Origin of the sequence: Alcaligenes sp. DN25 (genome assembly GCF_023674485.1) — a bacterium.
Taxonomy (GTDB): Bacteria; Pseudomonadota; Gammaproteobacteria; order Burkholderiales; family Burkholderiaceae_B; genus Alcaligenes; species Alcaligenes phenolicus.
The window spans coordinates 881,467-901,466 of the sequence record NZ_CP098408.1 but is presented as its reverse complement, the minus strand read 5'-3'; the positions used below and the strand labels follow the sequence as shown (position 1 = coordinate 901,466).

General features: G+C 56.1%; 18 protein-coding genes. 4 read left to right on the top strand and 14 right to left on the bottom strand.

Annotation, left to right across the window (positions count from 1 at the left end):
• Position 1: 1 nt before the first annotated feature.
• The gene (locus NBV64_RS04190) at positions 2-2,296 is read right to left on the bottom strand and encodes an NADP-dependent malic enzyme (protein WP_250756743.1); all 2,295 of its coding nucleotides are present in this window, start codon (positions 2,294-2,296) and stop codon (positions 2-4) included.
• A gap of 216 nt (positions 2,297-2,512) precedes the next feature.
• A complete protein-coding gene (locus tag NBV64_RS04185; RefSeq protein WP_250756742.1) occupies positions 2,513-3,412 on the bottom strand; it encodes a hypothetical protein in 900 nt (299 codons plus the stop codon).
• A 142-nt stretch (positions 3,413-3,554) separates the two neighbouring features.
• On the opposite strand from NBV64_RS04185, the gene NBV64_RS04180 reads away from it, so the two are divergent.
• Entirely contained in the window at positions 3,555-4,715 is a 1,161-nt protein-coding gene (locus NBV64_RS04180) for a pyridoxal phosphate-dependent aminotransferase (RefSeq protein WP_088451084.1), read from the top strand.
• Positions 4,716-4,809: 94 nt separating this feature from the next.
• Here the strand turns inward: NBV64_RS04180 and NBV64_RS04175 are convergent, their stop codons facing one another.
• The gene (locus NBV64_RS04175) at positions 4,810-5,649 is read right to left on the bottom strand and encodes a lytic transglycosylase domain-containing protein (protein ID WP_009455145.1); all 840 of its coding nucleotides are present in this window, start codon (positions 5,647-5,649) and stop codon (positions 4,810-4,812) included.
• Positions 5,650-5,745: 96 nt separating this feature from the next.
• Here NBV64_RS04175 and NBV64_RS04170 point away from each other — a divergent pair, with 96 nt between their 5' ends.
• Positions 5,746-7,290 carry a UbiD family decarboxylase gene (locus tag NBV64_RS04170; protein WP_250756741.1) on the top strand — a complete coding sequence of 515 codons (1,545 nt, stop codon included), beginning with the start codon at positions 5,746-5,748 and terminating at the stop codon, positions 7,288-7,290.
• Between the two features lie 125 nt (positions 7,291-7,415).
• Here the strand turns inward: NBV64_RS04170 and NBV64_RS04165 are convergent, their stop codons facing one another.
• Positions 7,416-7,832 (bottom strand): VOC family protein, encoded by a 417-nt coding sequence (locus NBV64_RS04165; protein ID WP_250756740.1) that lies wholly within the window; start codon positions 7,830-7,832, stop codon positions 7,416-7,418.
• A gap of 94 nt (positions 7,833-7,926) precedes the next feature.
• Positions 7,927-8,850, bottom strand: a complete 924-nt coding sequence (locus tag NBV64_RS04160) for a LysR family transcriptional regulator (RefSeq protein ID WP_230940579.1) — start codon at positions 8,848-8,850, stop codon at positions 7,927-7,929.
• 306 nt (positions 8,851-9,156) lie between these two features.
• On the opposite strand from NBV64_RS04160, the gene NBV64_RS04155 reads away from it, so the two are divergent.
• Positions 9,157-10,536, top strand: a complete 1,380-nt coding sequence (locus NBV64_RS04155; RefSeq protein WP_022983431.1) for an MFS transporter — start codon at positions 9,157-9,159, stop codon at positions 10,534-10,536.
• Positions 10,537-10,782: 246 nt separating this feature from the next.
• On the top strand, positions 10,783-11,217 hold the full coding sequence (locus tag NBV64_RS04150) for a hypothetical protein (protein ID WP_009455149.1): 435 nt from the start codon (positions 10,783-10,785) through the stop codon (positions 11,215-11,217).
• A gap of 58 nt (positions 11,218-11,275) precedes the next feature.
• Here NBV64_RS04150 and NBV64_RS04145 read toward each other — a convergent pair whose 3' ends face one another.
• From NBV64_RS04145 to NBV64_RS04105, 9 genes are all read right to left on the bottom strand, one after another.
• Positions 11,276-12,586 (bottom strand): amidase, encoded by a 1,311-nt coding sequence (locus NBV64_RS04145; protein ID WP_250756739.1) that lies wholly within the window; start codon positions 12,584-12,586, stop codon positions 11,276-11,278.
• A complete protein-coding gene (locus NBV64_RS04140; protein ID WP_250756738.1) occupies positions 12,567-13,733 on the bottom strand; it encodes an oxamate carbamoyltransferase subunit AllG family protein in 1,167 nt (388 codons plus the stop codon). Before NBV64_RS04140 ends, NBV64_RS04145 begins: the two co-directional genes overlap by 20 nt.
• Before the next feature lie 9 nt (positions 13,734-13,742).
• Positions 13,743-14,357: an NAD-dependent dehydratase gene (locus NBV64_RS04135; protein WP_250756737.1), complete on the bottom strand. Its 615-nt coding sequence runs from the start codon at positions 14,355-14,357 to the stop codon at positions 13,743-13,745.
• A 47-nt stretch (positions 14,358-14,404) separates the two neighbouring features.
• Positions 14,405-15,277, bottom strand: a complete 873-nt coding sequence (locus NBV64_RS04130) for an NAD-dependent epimerase/dehydratase family protein (RefSeq protein ID WP_250756736.1) — start codon at positions 15,275-15,277, stop codon at positions 14,405-14,407.
• A gap of 20 nt (positions 15,278-15,297) precedes the next feature.
• Positions 15,298-16,263, bottom strand: a complete 966-nt coding sequence (locus NBV64_RS04125) for a PDR/VanB family oxidoreductase (RefSeq protein WP_250756735.1) — start codon at positions 16,261-16,263, stop codon at positions 15,298-15,300.
• Between the two features lie 18 nt (positions 16,264-16,281).
• Positions 16,282-17,505, bottom strand: a complete 1,224-nt coding sequence (locus tag NBV64_RS04120; protein ID WP_022983427.1) for an aromatic ring-hydroxylating oxygenase subunit alpha — start codon at positions 17,503-17,505, stop codon at positions 16,282-16,284.
• Between the two features lie 541 nt (positions 17,506-18,046).
• Positions 18,047-18,925, bottom strand: coding sequence for a LysR substrate-binding domain-containing protein (locus NBV64_RS04115; RefSeq protein WP_250756734.1), 879 nt, complete (start codon positions 18,923-18,925; stop codon positions 18,047-18,049).
• A 158-nt stretch (positions 18,926-19,083) separates the two neighbouring features.
• Positions 19,084-19,473, bottom strand: coding sequence for a hypothetical protein (locus NBV64_RS04110; RefSeq protein WP_035271170.1), 390 nt, complete (start codon positions 19,471-19,473; stop codon positions 19,084-19,086).
• Positions 19,470-19,859, bottom strand: coding sequence for a phage holin family protein (locus tag NBV64_RS04105; protein ID WP_009455164.1), 390 nt, complete (start codon positions 19,857-19,859; stop codon positions 19,470-19,472). Before NBV64_RS04105 ends, NBV64_RS04110 begins: the two co-directional genes overlap by 4 nt.
• Positions 19,860-20,000 lie beyond the last annotated feature (141 nt).

The window sequence follows — 20,000 nt, the reverse complement described above, 5'->3', positions numbered from 1 at the left end:
ATCAGCCTTCAGTAGCGACGTTGGCATCCACTACCGTGACCGCCGTCATATTGACGATACGGCGCACCGAAGAAGTGGACGTCATGATATGAACCGGTGCTCGTGCCCCCAACAGGAAGGGGCCGATTGCCACGTTACCACCGGCAGCCGTCTTGAGCAGGTTGTAGGCAATATTGCCCGCCTCCACGTTCGGGCACACCAGCAAGTTCGCCTCGCCAGTCAGGGCCGAGGTGGGCAGGATTTGATGGCGGGCCTTTTCATCCAGCGCGCAATCGCCGTGCATTTCCCCGTCCACCTCCAGGCTGGGGTCCAGCTTGCGCACACGCTCCAGCGCCCCCCGCATGGTGACGGCGGCAGGCGAATCATTGGTGCCGAAGTTGGAGCTGGACAGCAATGCCACCTTGGGTTCGATATTGAACTGACGCATCTTGCGAGCTGCCGCCAAGGTGATTTCAGCTACCTGATCTGCATCGGGATCGTGGTTCACGTGCGTGTCCGTCAAGGCCACGGTACGCTCGCTAAGCAGCAGAATATTCATGGCCGCATACGTTTCCACGCCGGGTGCCTTGCCAATCACCTGATCGACCAGCTCCAGATGGTTCTCGTAACGGCCCACCGTGCCACAGATCATGCCATCAGCATCACCCAGGTGCAGCATCATGGCGCCGATCAAGGTTGGGCGACGACGCATTTCCACACGCGCCATCTCTTTACTGATACCGCGACGGGACATGATTTCCCAATAGCTGGTCCAGTAACGGTGGAAACGATCATCCTGTTCGGGGTTGGTCACTTCCACATCAATGCCCAAACGCAGGCGCAGGCCATAGCGTTCAATACGCTGCTGCAGGACAGCCGGACGCCCCACCAGAATCGGGCTGGCCAAACCTTCATCCACAATAATCTGCACGGCGCGCAGCACACGCTCGTCCTCGCCCTCAGTAAAGACCACACGAGACTTGGCGCCGTCCTGCACCAGGCCACGGGCCAGCGAATAGATGGGCTTCATGAAGGAGCCGGACTTGTAAACGAACTGACGCAGCTGATAGATATAGCTTTTCAGGTCCGCAATCGGACGCGTCGCCACGCCTTCCTCCATCGCTGCCTTGGCAACGGCAGGAGCAATGCGGACGATCAGGCGCGAGTCAAAAGGACGGGGAATAAAGAAGGAGGGCCCAAAAGACACTTCCTCCAGCCCATAGGCAGCCGCAACCCCTTCGTCCTGCTCTTCGCGTGCCAGCTGACAAATGGCCAGCACAGCGGCTTTTTCCATGCCGCGTGTAATCGTGGTGGCGCCTACGTCCAGCGCGCCACGGAAGATATAGGGGAAGCACAGCACGTTGTTGACCTGGTTCGGGTAATCCGAACGGCCAGTTGCCATGACCACGTCGTCGCGCACGGCGTGAGCGTCTTCGGGCAGAATCTCGGGGTTAGGATTGGCCAGGGCCAGAATCAATGGCCGGGCGGCCATCTTCTTCAACATTTCGGGCTTGAGCACACCACCAGCGGACAGGCCCAGAAAGACATCGGCCCCATCAATCACATCATTCAGGGTACGGGCATCGGTCTGTTTCGCGAAGCGGGCCAGCTCGGGTACGGGATTGCCGGGGCGGCCTTCGTACAGCACACCATCAATATCCGTCACCCAGATATTTTCCAGCGGCAAACCCATATCAATCATCAGGTCCAGGCAAGCCAGCGCGGCCGCACCGGCCCCAGAAGTCACCACCTTGACCTGCTTGATGTCTTTTTCAACAACGCTCAAGCCATTCAAGAAGGCTGCTGTCACACAAATGGCGGTGCCATGCTGGTCATCGTGAAAGACAGGAATGCTCATGCGCTGGCGCAGCTTGCGCTCCACCTCGAAACACTCGGGTGCTTTAATGTCTTCCAGATTGATGCCGCCAAAGGTCGGCTCCAGACCTGCAATAATGTCCACCAGCTTGTCTGGGTCGGTTTCATTGATCTCGATATCAAAGACATCCAGACCCGCAAAACTCTTGAACAGCACGGCCTTGCCTTCCATGACCGGCTTGGAGGCCAGCGCGCCAATATTGCCCAGCCCCAGCACCGCCGTGCCGTTGGAAATCACCCCGACCAGATTGCCCCGACCGGTATAGCGGAAGACATTTTGCGGGTCGTTGACGATTTCCTCGCACGCGGCCGCCACACCGGGCGAATAGGCCAGTGCCAGATCGCGCTGGTTGGAGAGTTGCTTGGTCGGCGTGACCGATAACTTTCCGGGCCTGCCCTGTTCGTGATATTCCAGGGCTGCTTTCCGAAAATTGGCGTCCATGCTTATACCTACCCAAAAATCCATTCAAAACGGACCGGGATCGCCAGAGCGTCGCCATTGCCTGTCAACGTGAATTCAAACAAGCGCGTGGCTTGATACGCTGAATGCTGTTCTCGTCTCCGAAACCCCGGTCACCTTGCCTGGCCCTCAAGGCCAAAGCAAGGACCATTCTAGCCCTTGAGTTACAACATGGGTCAAGCACAGGCCAGGACAAACTTATAGCGTTTGGCCCGGATAGGAAAATCGGTCCGCTGGATCAAACAGCGCTTTGATGCGGCTATCCACATCCTGAGCTTGCCAGGACTGCTCCTGATTCGGCCAGGACCAATCTTGCGGGTCCGAGCCGCTTAAAACGGCATCATCCAGCACCAGCCATTCCACCCAGGCCAAATCACCGCCGTGGCCCAGCATCAGATGAGCCAGATTGATGCCCTCGCCCTCAACCGGCTCCAGTGCATCCAGCCTATAGCGGCAAGGCCATTGTTCCTGTCTCAAGGCCTGCGTTTCGGATTCACCCATCAATTGGAACAGGGCCGGAATCAACTGCTGCATGCGCAGGCTATCAAGCGGGTTGCGGTTTTCCTGACCAAAGGGACCCAAGGCTGCCTGCGTGTTGTCAGCCAGAATGACCGAGCAGTGCAATACGCCCGACAAGGCAGTGCGACCTGTGGGCCAATCATGCTGGCGTCGGTCCGCCAGCCAGGCGGCCACGGTCATCCCGGCAGGCGCATTGGCCAGTCCTTGAAAACCTTTGGCTTCCATTTCACCCAGCAGACAGCCAGGCTGAACAAACCAGCGATTAGAGTTGGGTTCCAGACGATCGCAGCGGGCCATCTGTCGGCCCGGTGCCAGAACAATCAAGGGACCATCGGTTTCACTGGCTTGCGGCACACCTTCCAGACACACCGTCACACCGTACTCGGCGGCCAGCGTCAACACCATATGCACGTCTGCACTGGAAGCGGGTTCCAGACGAGCCTGCTCATGATGCGGTTCTGCGCTAAGTTCGGACCACTCGCCCTGAACCCGGGCTTTCAGACGTGAACAAAATGTCTGCCACGCTGTTTGGGGAGGACGACGCCCCATCAAAAATGCACGCCGCGACGAAGAAACCATAGACTTTTCCTGCAACAAACCTAAACTTGAGTCTCACTGGCCCGACGGTTTGTACCCCTACAGGGCACACGCACATGCCACAGCCACCTGACGCCCTTTTGAGCAAGGTCCTACAATACACTTTTTACCCGAGATTTGCCGTATGTCCCGCCTCGCCAGTCGTACCGAACATGTTCTTCCTTTTCATGCTGTTGAACTCTTCAAACAGGCTAATGCCCTGAAGGCCACGGGCCGCGACATTATCAGCCTGGGCATAGGCGAACCGGACTTCACCGCCCCGCAAGCCGTGGTCGATGCGCTGCATCAGGCCAGTAATCAAGGCTTGAGTCAGTACACCGCCCCTGCCGGTCTGACGGCTTTACGTGAACGCATCGCCCTGTATTACGAGCAGCAGTTCCAGGCCCGTGTCGACCCTTCGCGTATTGTGGTCACGGCCGGCGCATCCGGTGCCCTGTCTCTGGCTACGCTGGCTCTGATCAATCCTGGTGACGAAGTGCTGATGCCCGATCCGTCCTACCCGGCCAACCAGAACTTCATCATGGCAGCCGGTGGTACGGCCCGCCTGATCCCGGCCTCGGCGGAGGAACGCTTTCAGCTAAGTGCCCAGCATATTCGCGAGCACTGGGGTCCCAAGACCCGCGGCGTTCTGATTGCGTCGCCCAACAATCCCACCGGCGCAACGATTTCCCGCCCTGCCCTGCAAGAACTGATCAAGGAAGTGCGCGCCCGTGATGGCTTCATCATCATGGACGAGATCTATCTGGGTCTGTTTTATGAAGAAGCACCGCTCAGCGCCCTGACCCTGGATCAGGACATTATTGTTATCAATAGCTTTTCCAAGTACTTCCACATGACGGGCTGGCGTCTGGGCTGGTTGATCCTGCCCACCTGGATGACAGAAGCCTGCGAGCGCATGGCTGCCAGTCTGGCAATTTGCGCTCCCTCCCTGGCCCAACATGCCGCCCTGGCCTGCTTCGAGCCTGAAACCATGGCGATTTATGAAGAGCGTCGGCTGGCCTTCAAACAGCGTCGTGATTACCTATTGCCCGAGCTGGAGCGTCTGGGCCTGCGCGTACCCGTGCGCCCGGATGGCGCTTTCTATATTTATACGGATATTCGTGAATACAGTCAGGACAGCGATGCCTTCTCGCAGCAACTGCTGCACGAGGCCGGAGTGGCCGCTGTGCCGGGCCGGGACTTCGGTACGGCCCACGCACCTTATACCTTGCGCCTGTCCTACGCCACTGGCATGGACCGCTTGCAGGAAGCGATCAGTCGTCTGGGACAATTTCTGGGCCGCTAAACCCGGCATCGTTTCAGTCTGCCGGGCAGTGCAGCCCGACACCAGTAAAGTATTTCGGGCCGCAAGGCCCGATTTCTTTTTCCATTCAGACCACTTAGCGTGCCCGGATCGGAATGCCCGAGGCCAAGGCAATACGGCGACGTTCAGCCAGCACCTTCGCGCCATAGCCGCCATCGCTAGGCCCGGTTGCGCCCACATAACAGGCCAGGCCACCTTCAAGAGACCCTCGGCGGCGAATACAGTCCGACAGAATCTGCGCACCCACCCGAATATTTGCCTCGGGGCTCAGCACCGCCAACGTCCCTTCCATATAGATATCGAACTTCTCTTTATGGACTTTGGTCATCACCTGCATCAGGCCCTGCGCACCTACATGACTTTCCGCATAGGGGTTGTAGCGTGACTCAATGGCGATCACCGCCAGAATCAATTGCGGGTCCAGGTTCTTTTCCTTGCCAACAATAAAAGCGGTGTGGATCAAGGCCCCCGCCACCGAATAGGCAATCTTGTACTTGCGCGCCAAATAGCTGCGCAAGGCCTGCTGCTGAGCCGCCGTGACGCCCGCAATGGGCTGCCCGGTGACCGAAGCACGCAGGTTCTTCATAAAGCCCTGATAAGTAGAGACAGCTTGCTGCTGTTCTGTCTGGCTCAAGTCCTCGCCCTCTTCGGACAGGTTGGGCTGTGTCTTGTCCGCTGGCCAGACCGCCTGGCTGTACGCATCGTATTTCACCGCCTCGGGGCGCAGGGTTTGCACGAGACCGGTATAAAGCTGGTTAAACTGAGCGCGCATCGACGGCACAACCACACAGGCTGCAATCGTCACCAGTACGGCAATGCCCAGGTACATGGCACACACGTGCACAAACTCACCGATGCGATACGTCAGGGTGCGGGCCGAGCGACTAAGTACATAGTCCATATCTTGGAAGCCCATGGGATCATCCTTAGTATTGCTAACTGCCCGATGTTAACCTTAGAACCTGTTCAAGGTCTTAACCAAAAATATCTGCAAGCGGAGCCCCGTTCTTCTGTGAAATACCGTGACTTGAGAGACTTTATTGCCCAGCTGGAAGCCAAGGGCGATCTGAAGCGGATTACGCAGCCAGTTTCCACCTCGCTGGAAATGACTGAAATCAGTGACCGGGTACTGCGTGCCGGTGGACCGGCGCTTTTGTTTGAAAACGCCCAGCATCAAGGCTCCAAAGCCGCCATGCCTGTCCTGGCCAATTTGTTCGGCACGCCACAACGCGTCGCCTGGGGCATGGGTGCACAGGATGTGTCGGCATTACGCGACACTGGCGAACTACTGGCCAATCTGAAAGAGCCACAGGCCCCCACCGGAATGCGTGATGCACTGTCCAAAGTGTCCATGCTCAAGTCCGCCCTGTGGGATATGAGCCCCAAGAATGTCCGCTCTCCCGCGTGCCAGGAAGTAGTGCTGGAAGGCAAGGACGTGGACCTGAACCAGATCCCCTTGCAGCTGTGCTGGCCCGGCGACGTGGCTCCTTTGCTGACCTGGGGCTTGGTGATTACCAAAGGCCCTCATGCCAAGCGTCAGAACCTGGGTATTTACCGTCAGCAGCTGATTGGCCGTAACAAGCTCATCATGCGCTGGTTGTCCCACCGTGGCGGTGCCTTGGACTTCCGCGATCATGCACTGACCAACCCTGGCAAGCCCTTCCCGATTGCCGTTGCCCTGGGCACCGACCCCGCCACCATTCTGGGTGCGGTCACCCCCGTGCCCGATAGTCTGTCCGAATACCAGTTTGCCGGTTTGCTGCGCGGCTCGCGCACCGAAGTGGCCAAAGCCCTGGGTAGCGACTTGTCTGTCCCCGCCTGGGCCGAGATTGTGCTGGAAGGCCATATCCTGCCCAGCAATCACCCGGATGCCCTGGCCGCCGAGGTGCCTGAAGGGATGAAGCCGCCCGCAGACAGCAGCTACGAAATGGCACTGGAAGGCCCTTACGGCGACCACACCGGCTACTACAACGAGCAGGACTGGTTCCCGGTCTTTACTGTCGAGCGCATCACCATGCGCCGCAACCCGATTTACCACAGCACCTACACCGGCAAGCCGCCCGATGAGCCTGCCGTTCTGGGCGTTGCGCTGAACGAAGTCTTTGTACCCCTTCTGCGCAAGCAATTGCCTGAAATTGTGGACTTCTACCTGCCTCCCGAGGGCTGCAGCTACCGCCTGGCCGTGGTGTCGATTCGCAAGCAATACGCAGGCCATGCCAAGCGCGTGATGTTTGGTGTCTGGAGCATCTTGCGCCAGTTCATGTACACCAAGTTCATCGTGGTGGTGGACGAGGATGTGAACACGCGCGACTGGAAAGAAGTGATCTGGGCCATGACTACCCGTATGGACCCGGTACGCGATACCGTGCTGGTGGAAAACACGCCTATCGACTATCTGGACTTTGCCTCGCCCGTTTCGGGACTGGGCGGCAAGATGGGCATGGATGCCACCAATAAATGGCCCGGAGAAACCCAGCGCGAATGGGGTACGCCTATCCAGATGGATGAGTCCACCAAGAAGAAAGTGGACGATATGTGGAGTTCGCTGGGGCTGTAAGCCAGAACGCGCCTTCATATGGCATGTTCCAAAAACAAACAAAGACCATCACCGCGACGGTGCATGGTCTTTGTTTTATTCTGCTCTTCAATGCGGGCCAGTCAACGCTACGCCCAAGGCCAGTATCAGGTCGGCGAGGCCAAAGGCTCCACCAGTTCAATCAGGTACTCATCCGGGTCAAACACAAAGGCGATCGTGCGTTTACCGTGATTCATCTGCTTGGGAGGTGTCTTGATCCTGACGCCCTGCTCTTCCAGATAACGCACCGCCTGATGCACGCCCTGGACCATCAAGGCCAGATGACCAAAGGCCCCGCCCTTTTCATACGGCTCTTTTTGATCCCAGTTCCAGGTCAACTCCAGACTGAACTGCGTGCTCTGATCAAAGCTGAGAAACACATTGGTAAAGCGGCCGGACTCATAGTCCGTGTGGCGCACCACATGCATGCCCAGAATATCGCGGTAGAACGCCAGGGATCGCTCCAGATCCAGGACGCGCAACATGACATGATCAAGGCCAAACTGTATTTGGGAAGTGCTCATAGCAAGGGGTAGAGGGTTGAAAATTGCAATGTAGCAAAGCCGCCATCCTTGCATCATGACCGCTCATCAAGGGTCCATGAGAAATACTCAAGCCTTACGCACTGGCTGCCATCAGCTCCGACGAGATGGTCTGGATGAATAAAGGCACACAGGGATTGGCATTGCTTTCCTGCCACATGATGTTGATGAAGGACTGCGGATGCTGGCCCGACAAGTCCAGATCAATCGCCACCAGATCACGGTGCACGTACTTGCGCAAGGACTGCGACAAAACGGCAATGCCGATATTGGCCGCCACCATGCTCATGATGCCGGTAATGGTGCTGGCTTCCTGTACGGAATTGGGATGGAAACCGGCATGTCGACACAGGGAATAGAAATAACGCCGCCAGACCTGCCAATGCGTCTTGCTGCCCACCACAAAACGCTCATTGGCCAGTTCCACCAAGGGAATGGATTTTTCCTTTGCCAAAGGATGATCGCTCTGCAAAAGAACGATGGGATCATCACGACATACCGGCTTCCACAGCACGCCCAGTTCCTCGGGGTCATCAGAGAAAGCAAAGCCAAAGCCCAGGTCCAGACTGCCCTGCTGCAAGCCCTGTATTTGCTGCTGCGTGGGCATATATAACAAATCGGTTGTGATGTTCGAATACTGCTGCTTGAAGTGCTCCAGCGTTCTGGGCAGCACGTCCTGCACCGCATAGTCGTTATAGGCAATGATCAGGTGTCCGATATCGCCAAACTTGGCTTTCTGGGCCAGCTCGATACCGCGCTCCAAATGCACAAAAACCTGTTCGATTTCCTGCAGCAATAAAAAGCCTGCCGCTGTGAGCTTGACCTGGCGGGTGCTGCGTTCAAACAGGTCCACCTGCAAATCATCTTCCAGCTTTTTGATGATGCGCGTCAGGCCCGGTTGCGTGATGTGCAGCAGCTCCGCCGCCTTCTTGAAATGCAATTGTTCGGCCACCGTTTTAAAGGCGCGCAGGTGATGCAAATCCAGGCGTGCGGGAATCATGGTTTTGCTCATATTTTAGATTGATAACATCGCGATCAATAATAGTGCGCGAATAGTGAATGGACAAGCAATTTGCAGAGGATTAGCTTATCTAGCACGCACTGGATGGCGCTTTGCAAGCATGCCAGGACCGGATGCCCAGCCCCACGGAAAGGAGGAACTCATCCTGTTGCAGCCGATGCTCTAGCCGAGCTTTCAACCAATACCAAGAAAAGATAGACACGTAGAAATAATAAAAAAACCAGCTACCCCCACAGGGTTTGATTTCAAAAAACAGATAGTCCCAATACTTGAGGAGACATAAGTATGCAAAGGGAAAGCACCGTGGCCGAATCGGAACATACCGATACGGGTCACATCAAGAAAGTAATGATGGGTTCAGCGGCCGGTACGATCGTTGAATGGTTTGACTTTGCCTTGTTCGGCTATATGGCCGTCTACATCGCACAAAACTTCTTCCCCTCGGAAGACAAGATGGCGGGCCTGCTGGCCACCTTTGCCGTATTTCTGGTGTCCTTTATTGTTCGCCCCCTGGGCGGCATCTACTTTGGCAGGCTGGGCGACCGCATTGGCCGCAAGAAGATTCTGGCCCTGACTGTCTTGCTGATGTCCGGGTCCACCGCCGCCATTGGTCTGATTCCAACCTATGAAAGTATTGGCATCTGGGCTCCGGTTCTGCTGATCATCATCCGCTGTATTCAGGGGCTGTCGGCCGGTGGCGAATATACGGGCGCCACCATCTACACCGTTGAACACAGCCCCATGAACAAACGCAACTCCTACGCCTGGGCCATGTCCGGTGCCACCTACTTTGCGTTTGCACTGGCAGCCGGGATCAGCGCCGGTCTGGCCGCGATTGTCGGTACCGAGGCCATGGGTGATTGGGGCTGGCGCACCATCTTCCTGCTGGCCGTTCCCATGGGCATCGTGGCCTTCTTCATTCGGGATCATCTGGCCGAATCGCCCGAGTTCCAGCAGATGCGTGCGGAGAAAAAAGGTCAGCTCAGCTACAGCGCGTCCCAGGTCTTCAAGGCAGAGGGTTCCAATATTGTGAAGCTGGGCGGCTTTATCGTGCTGTACGCCCTGTCCTTCTACATTTTCTCCACCTACATGAACACCTTCCTGCGCACGGTCATTGGCTTGTCCTCCGTCCAGTCCCTGACTGCGAACATGGTTGCCCTGCTGTTTGTCACCGCCCTGACCCCGCTTGCCGGTGTGATCTCGGACCGGGTGGGCCGCCGTCGCATGATGCAATTTGCCGCTGTCTGGCATGCGCTGTTCACCATTCCGGCCTATATGATCGTCAGCAAGGGAGCTTCGTTGGAGGCCGCCATTTTCGGCATGCTGATTATCGGTATTGGTCAGGTGGCAGCCAGCGTGGTGGCCGTCACCCTGCTCTCGGAAATGTTCCCGACCGACATGCGCTATACCGCTTCGAGCATGTGCTACAACATCACCTTCGCAATTTTTGGTGGCACCGCACCTTACCTGGCTATCTGGCTGACGGCGCAAACAGGCAGCTATCTGGCTCCCGCGTTTTACGTCACGGTGGTCGCGGTTCTGTGCTTTTTCTGGGTGACTGTGCTGATGCCCGAAACTGCCAACAAGCCTTTGCGCCGCTACCACACCGAACCGGCTCATGATGCCAAACCGGCTGTCAGCATGGGCAAGGCAGGCGCCAGTTAAGCCTTCTTTATTCCCGCTGGTTTTCCGCAATCAACAGCCCTGTAAAACAGGGCTGTTTTTTTATGGAAAAAGAGCATTGATTTACATTAAAAGCAATTCACATAAAGCTGATTCTGCCCATACAGAAACAGTATTCCCATACCGGCTTCTATAGAATAGCCTTCTATAGCCCGCGTCAAATATAGACTCACCTCCTGCCTTAAGCAGACTGAAGAATGCGCTTGCACTGCCCAAGGGATTTGCACCATGACCACCATCAGCCTTACCGACGTAACCGTAAGCAGCGACGCCGCCTCGCATGCCCAAGGGTGGCTGACGGTTCAATTCAGCAATGGCTACCGCATCCAGGCCTCCTGCCCCGAGAGTAATGACAACTGGGCTCAGGGAACCCGGCAGTTGTGCAAGCCAGAACATCACGACGGTCTGGCTCCCACGCAGGTGGACGAGCTGCTGATGCAAGCGGCTGACGATGGCAGCTATGTCGTCTTGCAGGCCACTTTACCCAAGACCTCCATTCCCATGACTTACGCCCGGCCCGCTGACGAGCACGTTTATATGGAGCTGTCCCATAAACAGCAAAGCGTTTTCAGCGCAGATTTTCTGGCCATTGCCGCGATTATTTTCGGGGCCTTGTATGGTTTGAAATGGCTCTTTGAAAAGTACCTGCTGCCCAAACTATAAAAACGCAGCCCAAAAAAAACGTCCTGTAAAAACAGGACGCTTAAAAGAAAAAAGAAAACTACACCGCCAGAACTGAGCTGCTGTTTAAAAAGCGCTGCTGCAACTGACGCGCCTGTAAAAGCAAAACATCATCCTGGTGCGGCTTTCCAATCAACTGCAAACCCATAGGCAATTTCTGGAAATACCCCAAAGGCAGGGACACCACCGGCAAACCCAGCAACTGCCAGGCACGACTCATGAAGGGTGCCCCTGTTCCTTCGGTTTTATAAGGCGCAACACCGGCTGCCGCAGGTGCCAGAATGAAATCCGCCCCACTATCTGCAAACCACTGCAGCATTGCCTGTTTGAGCGTGTCGGCTCTTTGCAAGGCAGCGATGTACTCCTTGTAGGGAAAAGCCAGACCCGTGCTCATCAAGGACTGCATATGGGCGCTCAAGGTTTCATGCTGCTGTTGCTCGTACACCAGATTCCGGGCCACTTCATAAGCCATGATCTGAGCATGCAAGGCCGTCAATTCAACAACGGCGTCCTGCAAGGGAAAATCCACCAGCGTATGCTCCTGTTCCGACAAATCCTGCTGGCACGCCTGCAAGGTCTCCAGCATCTTGCCCTGAACTTCACCCAATGCCTGCCCGGAGAAAACACCGAACACACAAGCCGCCTGCGCTCCCGGCGAGCTCAGACTCAAGGGCTTGTGCAGCAGAATATTGCGCAGCAAGAGCGTGTCGAGCACGTCATTGCTGAGTATGCCCAGGGAGTCCAGAGACTGAGCCAGCGGCTGAATATTGCGCAAGGAAAACTCGTTCTTGCTACCTACATAGCCAATGCAGCCACAGTAGGACGCTGGCCGTATGACCGATGCCGCCGTCTGGGTCCCGAAGGCGACTGGCACCATGAAATCAGCCACGGCGGCAGCAGAGCCGCTGGAGGAGCCGCCGGGGGTGCGTTCGGCATCATGCGGGTTATTTGTCTTGCCAGCCTGAAAATAAGCGAACTCGGTCGTGACCGTCTTGCCCATCAAAATGCCGCCTGCCGCTTTCATCGCGGTAACGCAGGAGGCATCCATATCCGGAATCCGATCCTGATGAATAGCCGAGCCCATTGTGGTGGGAATACCGGCCGTATCAATGACGTCCTTGACCGCAAAGGGCAGACCCATCAAGGGCGAGGCCTTGTAAAAATCACTGCGGCTTTCGTACTCGGCCAGATAGTCGTCCTGATCAATCAGATACTGCCAGGCACCAATCTTGTCATCGCGTATGGCAATGCGCTCATAAAAGGAGGCCACGATCTCCGGCAGACTGGCTTCGCCCGTATGCAGAGCATGCAGCAATTGATGCAAAGGCAGCTTAAACCACTGTCGTTTCATGCTGCCACTCCTTGAGAGCTTGCAATAAAGAGGCATCCACCGTCGCCACCCCACCACCAACACGGCCACGTTCTCCGGCACCGTCAATCATGCCCAGCAGCACCAACGGCCCGGTATTGTTGGCAATCACTTGCGCAAAATTGCTAATACCATTGCGCCCGGCCAGAAAGGGCAAGCGGGTTTTCAGGAACTTGTTTTGACGCGTCAGGTAGTCCGAGGGTAGAAAGGCGTGCAGATTCCTGGCACTCATTCCCGCCAGATCCAGACACTGGCCACCCAGCCCTACGAAATCCACGACAGCACTATCGCCCAGGGCACCCAGTGCTTTTGCCTGCTCATTACCGGGCTCTTTATTGCCAGCAATAACAGGAGCATCCGTAACCAGCCAAGTTATGGAGCTGGCCAATTGCAAACCAAAGCGCAAGCCATTACCGCCAACTTTAACGATGGCATCCGCGCCATCAGCAGGAGCCTGATTTGCCAGAATCAAGGCACTGGCGGCCATCCAGTAATTCAAGGCCCAGGCCATCGCGCCATATAGAAAGCTTTGGCTGGCGTCGTCATTAATGCCCCAGGAGACAATAATGTCGGCCAACTGCCGGGAGCCATGCATGGTACGAGCATGACCATCATCACCATTGAGCAGGGAAGCCTGAACAATAGGCCCCAGAGCGACCGGCCCCTGAAACTGTGCAGCCAGCCGCGCACCCAAACCCTGATGCAACCAACGCAGATGCGGCACCATTTCATCGGCAAAAATACCCAGGCGGGTACACCATTGCATGCCTTCATTCAGCACCGAGTACTTCTTGTTTTCGGGCTGATTACTGTCGCTGACCTCAATCAGATACATGGACGGCGTGACCACTCCGGCCAATGGCACCACCACGCCGTAATCCTGCGCGGGAGCCAGTTGCACGCCCCCTGCGTCCAGCAAGGCTTGCGCCTCTTGTTTGCTAGCTGCCCAGCCCTCATACAGAATGCCGATCAAAGCCGAATTTCGGATTGCGGCAGGCAACTCCTGTGCATCCCGAAACGGTGGCCCGGCATGCAGGACCAGGCGACCTTGCGAGGGCAAAATGGATTGCAGAGGCCGGACCCCAGTCCAGGCTGGCATCACGGCCTGCGTCTCTACATGCTGAGCCATATCGTCTCCTTACGCCACGCGCACCCAGGTTTCGCTGTTCGCCAGGCTGGCGGACTGCGCACGCGAGCCGTTAAAGTCCCGCTCTATGGTGTTGCCCGGCAAGGCCGTGCCATTGATCAGCACCCTGGCTTGCTGGGCCGGGTGGAACACGCACATCATTTCGTGCTGCTGGGTTTGGGTCTGGCTTTGCGGCAGGTCCACACAAATCGCTGGCTGCGTCATGTGATGCCATTGCAATTCCACCGCCAGACCTGCACTGGCGGAGGTGACAGATTCGCTGACCAGCTCAGGGAAACGGTTCACTGTCTGGAAAACGCCGTCACTCAAGACCTGCAACTTGTCCAGCGCCACCGCCTTGCGAAACAGGCCAAAATGGCGCACGAAGTCCCGTACCAGATACTCGGCCAAGGGCTTGTTATCCGTGATCAGCAAACGCGCGTCGCTGTCCTGCCCGTCTTCGTAAGGCTTGTCCAACACCAGGATGGCCTGGCCGCTGCCATACGCCGAGCTGGCGATGCGAAAGTACAGGGACAAGGACGACCAGTCCTGTTCAGGGTCAGTCTTCAAGTAAATAAAAGGGTTGTCACCCGTCCAATCCAAGGTGCCGGTTTTAATTCCCGTCATGCTCAAGTCTCCGTGTTCAATGTAGTCGTCATGGGAGCCTGGACGTTTCACGCCAGGTCTTTTTCCACCGCGTATTCCTGGCGCAGTTGCTGGAAGTCCGTGCTTGGTTGCCAGCCCAGAATTTCCTTGGCTGCATGGCTGCTGAAAATGGAGGCACGCGGATTGTTCTGATACCAGCGTGGGTTCTTGATTTCAGGCACAGGGCCAATAATCTGCTGATACCAGTCTGTGGTTGCCAAGGGGTGGGAGCTATCGTCTGCGCTAATGAAAAACACGCCGTAGCGCAAACCTTGCAGATTCACGGCGGCCTCAAAAGCACGCGCCAGATCTGCAGCCCAGATGTAATAGAACAGCCAGTTACGCTGCGGGCTGTCGACAAACTGGATGTACTCGGCAATGGTTTCCGGCAGCACCACGGCCAGCGGACGCAGGCAGATCACCTCCATATCGCTGGCATCGCTAAAGCTTTTTGCCATTTGCTCCATGACGATCTTGCTGACACTGTAGGCCTGATAAGGCTTGTTTTCATGGGCCTCGTCCACAGGCAGATACTGGGGTTTCCAATCGGCTCGCATCTCCGACAGACCGCAAGCGGAAATGCTGGAACACAGCACCACTTTCTTGACACCGTTTTCGCGACAGGCTTGCAGCACATGCCAGGTGCCGCGCACATTGACGTTGATGTACTGCTCCTCAGCAGCCTTCCAGTCGAAATCAATCGCCGCCAGGTGAATCACGGCATCGGCATCTTTGGTGGCCGCACGCACGGCCTCCAGATCCATCACATCCGTTTGAATAAAGGAAACCCGATGCTGGCTGGGTTTCAGATCCGCCACGACCACATCCATGGTCTGCATCAATTGCTGTACGACGTACGAGCCCACACGACCCGAGCCGCCTGTAACCACCACTTTTTTCATGGTGTTTCTCCTGTTTATTGTTATAGATCCAAAACCAGTTCGGCCGACAAGGCGCGCGAAACGCAGATCATCATGGTTTCATTCAGCTGCCGTTCTTCTGGCGACAGCACAAAATCCCGATGCTCCGGCAAGCCGGAAATGACCACGGTTTCGCAGGTGCCGCAGGTGCCGTTCTGGCATGAGCACTTGACCCGTACGCCTTCCCGTTTCAAGGCGGCCAGAATCGTTTCATCCCCCGCTACCGCGATGCTTTTGCCCGATTTTTGCAAAGTCACGGTAAAGCCCTTGCCTTGCAGCAGGGCCGGATCGGTCTCTACCGAGAAGCGTTCCAGCACCAGTTGCCAGCCAATATCGGCCTGTTCCTGTTGATAGTTTTCCAAAGCGGTCAGCAATGGTTGCGGACCGCAGGAATAGACGACGGTTTGTGCATCCAGCGTTTTCAATACGCCTTGCAGATCAAACAGCCCGTCCTGATTGGAGGCATGCGTGGTGATACGCGCAGCATCCACTTGTTGCAGCTCTTGCAGAAAAATAAAATCCGCTGCGTTTCTTGCCAGATACAGCAAGTGCCAGTCCAGGCCGGCTGCCGCAGCGGCCTGGACCATGGGCACGATAGGCGTGATGCCTATGCCCCCGGCCACAAAAAAGCACTTCTTGTTTGCAGCAAAGGGAAAGTGATTTTTCGGCACGCTGACAGCCAGCGCATCACCTTCCTGCAACACCTCATGGATATACGCAGAGCCGCCCCGCCCGGCTTCTTCTTTCAGAACGGCAATTTGCCATTCACGGGTATTGGCCTGCTGGCCACACAAGGAATATTGACGGTAAAGCGGTTCGGTCTGCGACACCGCCAGCTCCAGCTCAATATGCGCACCCGGCTCCCAGACAGGGAACGCGTCCCCGTCTGGCAAACCCAGGGTCAGGCCTACGACTCGCTCTGACAGCCTGGTTTTCTTCAACACGCGTGTTTGCAAAGTTTGCTGCATGATGCTGCTCCTGCTCCCTTAGGCAATCGCTCGGATCGGCAATACCCGGCTTTGCTCGTCCACACGGCGCTCTTCGGCGCGGTACAGATCAATCAGCCAGTTTTGCAAACGCTTGATGACCAGCTCTTCATTGGTCAGACGGCCACGGGAAGCAAAGTTGGATTGCATGCCCTGATGCGAACGACGCCAGGCAAACAGGTCCTCGATCATCACGGGGTACAGATCATCGTGTTCCTGATCGAACTTCTCTTTGTGGTCCTCGCGCTCCAACGTTTCCTGCGGGTACATCCAGGACACGCCATAGGTGGACTGCTTGGCGCTTTTGGGCAGCCACATGAAGTACTTCACCTTGTCGGGCATGGCCACCAGCAAGAGGTTGGGCGCTACCGTCACGTAGGAGAGCTGAGTTCGCTCCTGGTCAGTCAAGCCCTTCATGGGCGGCTGCAAGATAGAGCCGGTATGCGTGGGGGCTGCGTCTTTGTGGGTGGAGATCAGGTTGTAGGAGACAATGCCATTGGCCACGTCATTGAAGACAGCGGTTTCATCCACACGATCCGGATTGGTTTCGTACATGCCGCCCCAGGACGAAGCGTGCAGAAAGCTGCAGTGGTAGCACTCGTCATTGAAGATCTTCCAGTTCCAGTCGAAACCTTCCATCTTCAGGGGTTCCGAAGACTTCAGCTCGGACATGCGATAGTTCGCCAGCTGCTTGCCCAAATTGCCCAGGCGGGTGTGCAAGGCCGGTGCCGTGGCGTCGTAGTTGATGAAGATAAAGCCTTCCCAAACCTCGGCGCGGATCTTGGGCAAACAGACGCTCTTGGGGTCAAAGCTGGCACCGGTATCGGTCAGACCTGGGGCGGAAACCAGCTCGCCTTCCATGTTGTAGACCCAGGCGTGCAAGGGGCAGCTGATGCGGCGTACATTGCCTGCACCTTCCAGCAACAACATATTGCGGTGACGACAGACATTGGACAGTACATTGATGCCACCTTCACGAGTGCGGATGGCAAACAGCGCATCATTGCCTACATCGAAGGTGAAGAAGTCACCAGCATTGGGGATGTCAGTGGCACGGCCCACACAGAACCACTGCTTTTTCCAGACGGCATTCAGCTCAAACTGGAAAAACTCTTCCGAGGTAAAGCACTCGGGGGGCAAGGCGAAAACCTCGTCGGTTTCCTGCTGAAAGTAGCTGCGGTCAAATTCTTCAATCGCAATGGGCGAGCGTAGAGCGGTATTCATCTCAGTATCTCCTCTGGTTTGCATAAGCACCATGAATGGCTTTTATTAGGTCAGGCCAATCATGCGACAGGGAGCGACGCTTGAAAATTGAGCAAATTTGACGGAACGATGAGTTTTTTTTGTTGCTGAATATGGGTAACGAGAAAGCGGTAGGTCGCAAGCACTGCAAAGTGTGGAAATTCGCAGCGTCATGAAACCCGATTCATGGCTGCGTGTCAGGTATTTGGCAAGCAGGCATGAGCGGTGTGAGAACTATGCGAAGCTTGATATAGCCTCCAGTCACACGCATCAGATCGGGGTTCCACACCCTGATCGTTGAGAAGTGAGCAATGAACGACGTGCGATGAGCGATGAGCGATGAGCGATGAGCGATGAGCGATGAGCGATGAGCATCCAGCCTGGTTCGGAAAGGCCGACACATAAAAAAACCTGCATATTTGCAGGTTTTTTTAAAGACGCAGGGACAGCGACAAGATCAGCAAAGAGCGGAGAAAGCCCGGTCACCGAGCACAACACATGGAGGCCATCTGGCAATTATCGCCTAGCGTATTGCAATCGACGCCACCCAATCCACAAACTCCTGCTCCTGTCGGCTAAGGTTTGCCTCCTTGGGGTAGGCCAGGAAATAGGCATACTCTTCCAGGCACACATTGAACAGCTGGACGATTTCCTTCCTGTCGATCAAAGGCTTCAGCAAGGCCGGACAGCCCAGCATCACCCCTTGGCCATTCAAGACCGCATTCATGCGCACATTGGTGTCATCAATGTGAAAGCTCTTCTTGGCCGTCAGCTCCTGTCCTGCTGCCTTGCGTAACCACTGCTCCCAGCACAGCTGATTTTCTTCATGAATCAGCACATGCAGGTTCAGATCCGCCGGGGAGGTGATCTGGCCATGCGCCTGCAAATAAGACGGTGCACACACTGGCGTCAAATTGCCGGGAATGATGCGCAAGGTCTGCAACTGCGGCCAGTCGCCCTGCTTGCCCCAGACAATTGCAAAATTGATGTTGTCCCTGAAAAAATCCGGTGCCTGCAACCTGTGCAGCAAGTTGATTTCAATATCCGGATGCTTCAGCCAGAAATCCCCCAGTTGCCCGGTAAACCACATGCTGGACACAAAGGGCCGCAAGGACAGATTGATGCGGCTCTTGCCGTGAGGCATGCGCAATTCACTCAAGGCCTGATTGATCTCGTAAAAAGGCCGTTGCAAACGGTCAAACAGAAACTGGCCCTGATCCGTCAGCTCCAGCGAACGGTTTTTACGCAAAAACAGCTTGCAGCCCAGATACTCCTCCAGCACCTTGATCTGGTGGCTGACTGCCGAGGGAGAGACCAGCAGGTCTTCTGCCGCCTTGGTGAAGTTCAACCTTTGCGCCGACACCGTAAAGGTTCTTAAGGCATTCAGTAATGGCACCTGCATGACGGGCTATGTCTCCTGATGTGGGTAGCTTTGTTCTGGAATTATTTATTATCGGAGCATAAGCCTTGCCGCCTTCAAAAACCAGTCAGGCAGAACGCCGAGCTTCCGGCAGGCAAAAAAAAACCGGCCTGGGCCGGTTTTCAAACAGACAAGCAGACTTACTCGTCCACATCGGTTTTGCGTCGTACCGGAACCAGTACATTGCGTGCTTTCTCGCGTGCCGACTTGGAAGAATCAAACAGCTTCCAGGCTCCCAGAGCCAAAGCCCCGATACGCATCCAGCGCCCGCCGAAACTGCTCAGCACGGCAGAAGCACCGGACAACAGGAACGGATAACGGCGCGACAAGGACAGCGCGCTGGTGACCACACCGCCCATGCTCAAACCCGAAGGCTTGACGCTGTTCCACAAATTGCCGGGGCTTAAATCTTCGCCCAGGGAGTGGATCTGGGACGACATGGTCTGCCGCTCCAACGAGGCGCGGACTCGCAACAGTTCAATACGCACAGCCCGCTCCTGGGCGGACATGCTCTCTTGCTTCGTGCTCATTTGCCGTCTCCCTCGGAATCCCTCAAGCGCTCAATAAATGCGACATCGCGACGCAACTCGGACAAGGTGGCTGAAAAAGGAATCGGGCCTGTAGTCAGACGACGGCGTACGGCCAGGAAAAGACCCACTCCCAAACCGGCATACAGAACGACCAGCACTCCCAAAGCCCAGTAACGATAATCCGTAGGCCAGAAGTACAAGGCCAGCAACAAGCTGAAAACCAGCACCGCCAGAGTGGAGAACAGCAGTGCGCCAAACACCATGCTGAAGATGGTGATCAGGCTTGCCTTTTGCTGACCGGCTTCCAGAGCGAACAGCTCCAGCCTGGTACTGACAGCCCCTATCAAGGTAGAACCAAGCTGACTGATAGTTTGCCTAAGCGCCATGATTTATCCCTGCTCTGCGACATCCTGCCATTGCATGCAATGGCAAGAGCCTGATTTCTAAGAGGCTGCCGATCTGGACCGCAAAGTCCAGATCGGCAGGGCTGCTTTTTATGCTGCTGCAACCCCGCAAAGGGCCCGCAG

Coding starts and splice junctions, on each gene's coding strand:
- NBV64_RS04190 (WP_250756743.1), bottom strand. CDS start 2,296: ATGGACGCCAATTTTCGGAAAGCAGCCCTGGAATATCACGAACAGGGC.
- NBV64_RS04185 (WP_250756742.1), bottom strand. CDS start 3,412: ATGGTTTCTTCGTCGCGGCGTGCATTTTTGATGGGGCGTCGTCCTCCC.
- NBV64_RS04180 (WP_088451084.1), top strand. CDS start 3,555: ATGTCCCGCCTCGCCAGTCGTACCGAACATGTTCTTCCTTTTCATGCT.
- NBV64_RS04175 (WP_009455145.1), bottom strand. CDS start 5,649: ATGGGCTTCCAAGATATGGACTATGTACTTAGTCGCTCGGCCCGCACC.
- NBV64_RS04165 (WP_250756740.1), bottom strand. CDS start 7,832: ATGAGCACTTCCCAAATACAGTTTGGCCTTGATCATGTCATGTTGCGC.
- NBV64_RS04160 (WP_230940579.1), bottom strand. CDS start 8,850: ATGATTCCCGCACGCCTGGATTTGCATCACCTGCGCGCCTTTAAAACG.
- NBV64_RS04155 (WP_022983431.1), top strand. CDS start 9,157: ATGCAAAGGGAAAGCACCGTGGCCGAATCGGAACATACCGATACGGGT.
- NBV64_RS04150 (WP_009455149.1), top strand. CDS start 10,783: ATGACCACCATCAGCCTTACCGACGTAACCGTAAGCAGCGACGCCGCC.
- NBV64_RS04145 (WP_250756739.1), bottom strand. CDS start 12,586: ATGAAACGACAGTGGTTTAAGCTGCCTTTGCATCAATTGCTGCATGCT.
- NBV64_RS04140 (WP_250756738.1), bottom strand. CDS start 13,733: ATGGCTCAGCATGTAGAGACGCAGGCCGTGATGCCAGCCTGGACTGGG.
- NBV64_RS04135 (WP_250756737.1), bottom strand. CDS start 14,357: ATGACGGGAATTAAAACCGGCACCTTGGATTGGACGGGTGACAACCCT.
- NBV64_RS04130 (WP_250756736.1), bottom strand. CDS start 15,277: ATGAAAAAAGTGGTGGTTACAGGCGGCTCGGGTCGTGTGGGCTCGTAC.
- NBV64_RS04125 (WP_250756735.1), bottom strand. CDS start 16,263: ATGCAGCAAACTTTGCAAACACGCGTGTTGAAGAAAACCAGGCTGTCA.
- NBV64_RS04120 (WP_022983427.1), bottom strand. CDS start 17,505: ATGAATACCGCTCTACGCTCGCCCATTGCGATTGAAGAATTTGACCGC.
- NBV64_RS04115 (WP_250756734.1), bottom strand. CDS start 18,925: ATGCAGGTGCCATTACTGAATGCCTTAAGAACCTTTACGGTGTCGGCG.
- NBV64_RS04110 (WP_035271170.1), bottom strand. CDS start 19,473: ATGAGCACGAAGCAAGAGAGCATGTCCGCCCAGGAGCGGGCTGTGCGT.
- NBV64_RS04105 (WP_009455164.1), bottom strand. CDS start 19,859: ATGGCGCTTAGGCAAACTATCAGTCAGCTTGGTTCTACCTTGATAGGG.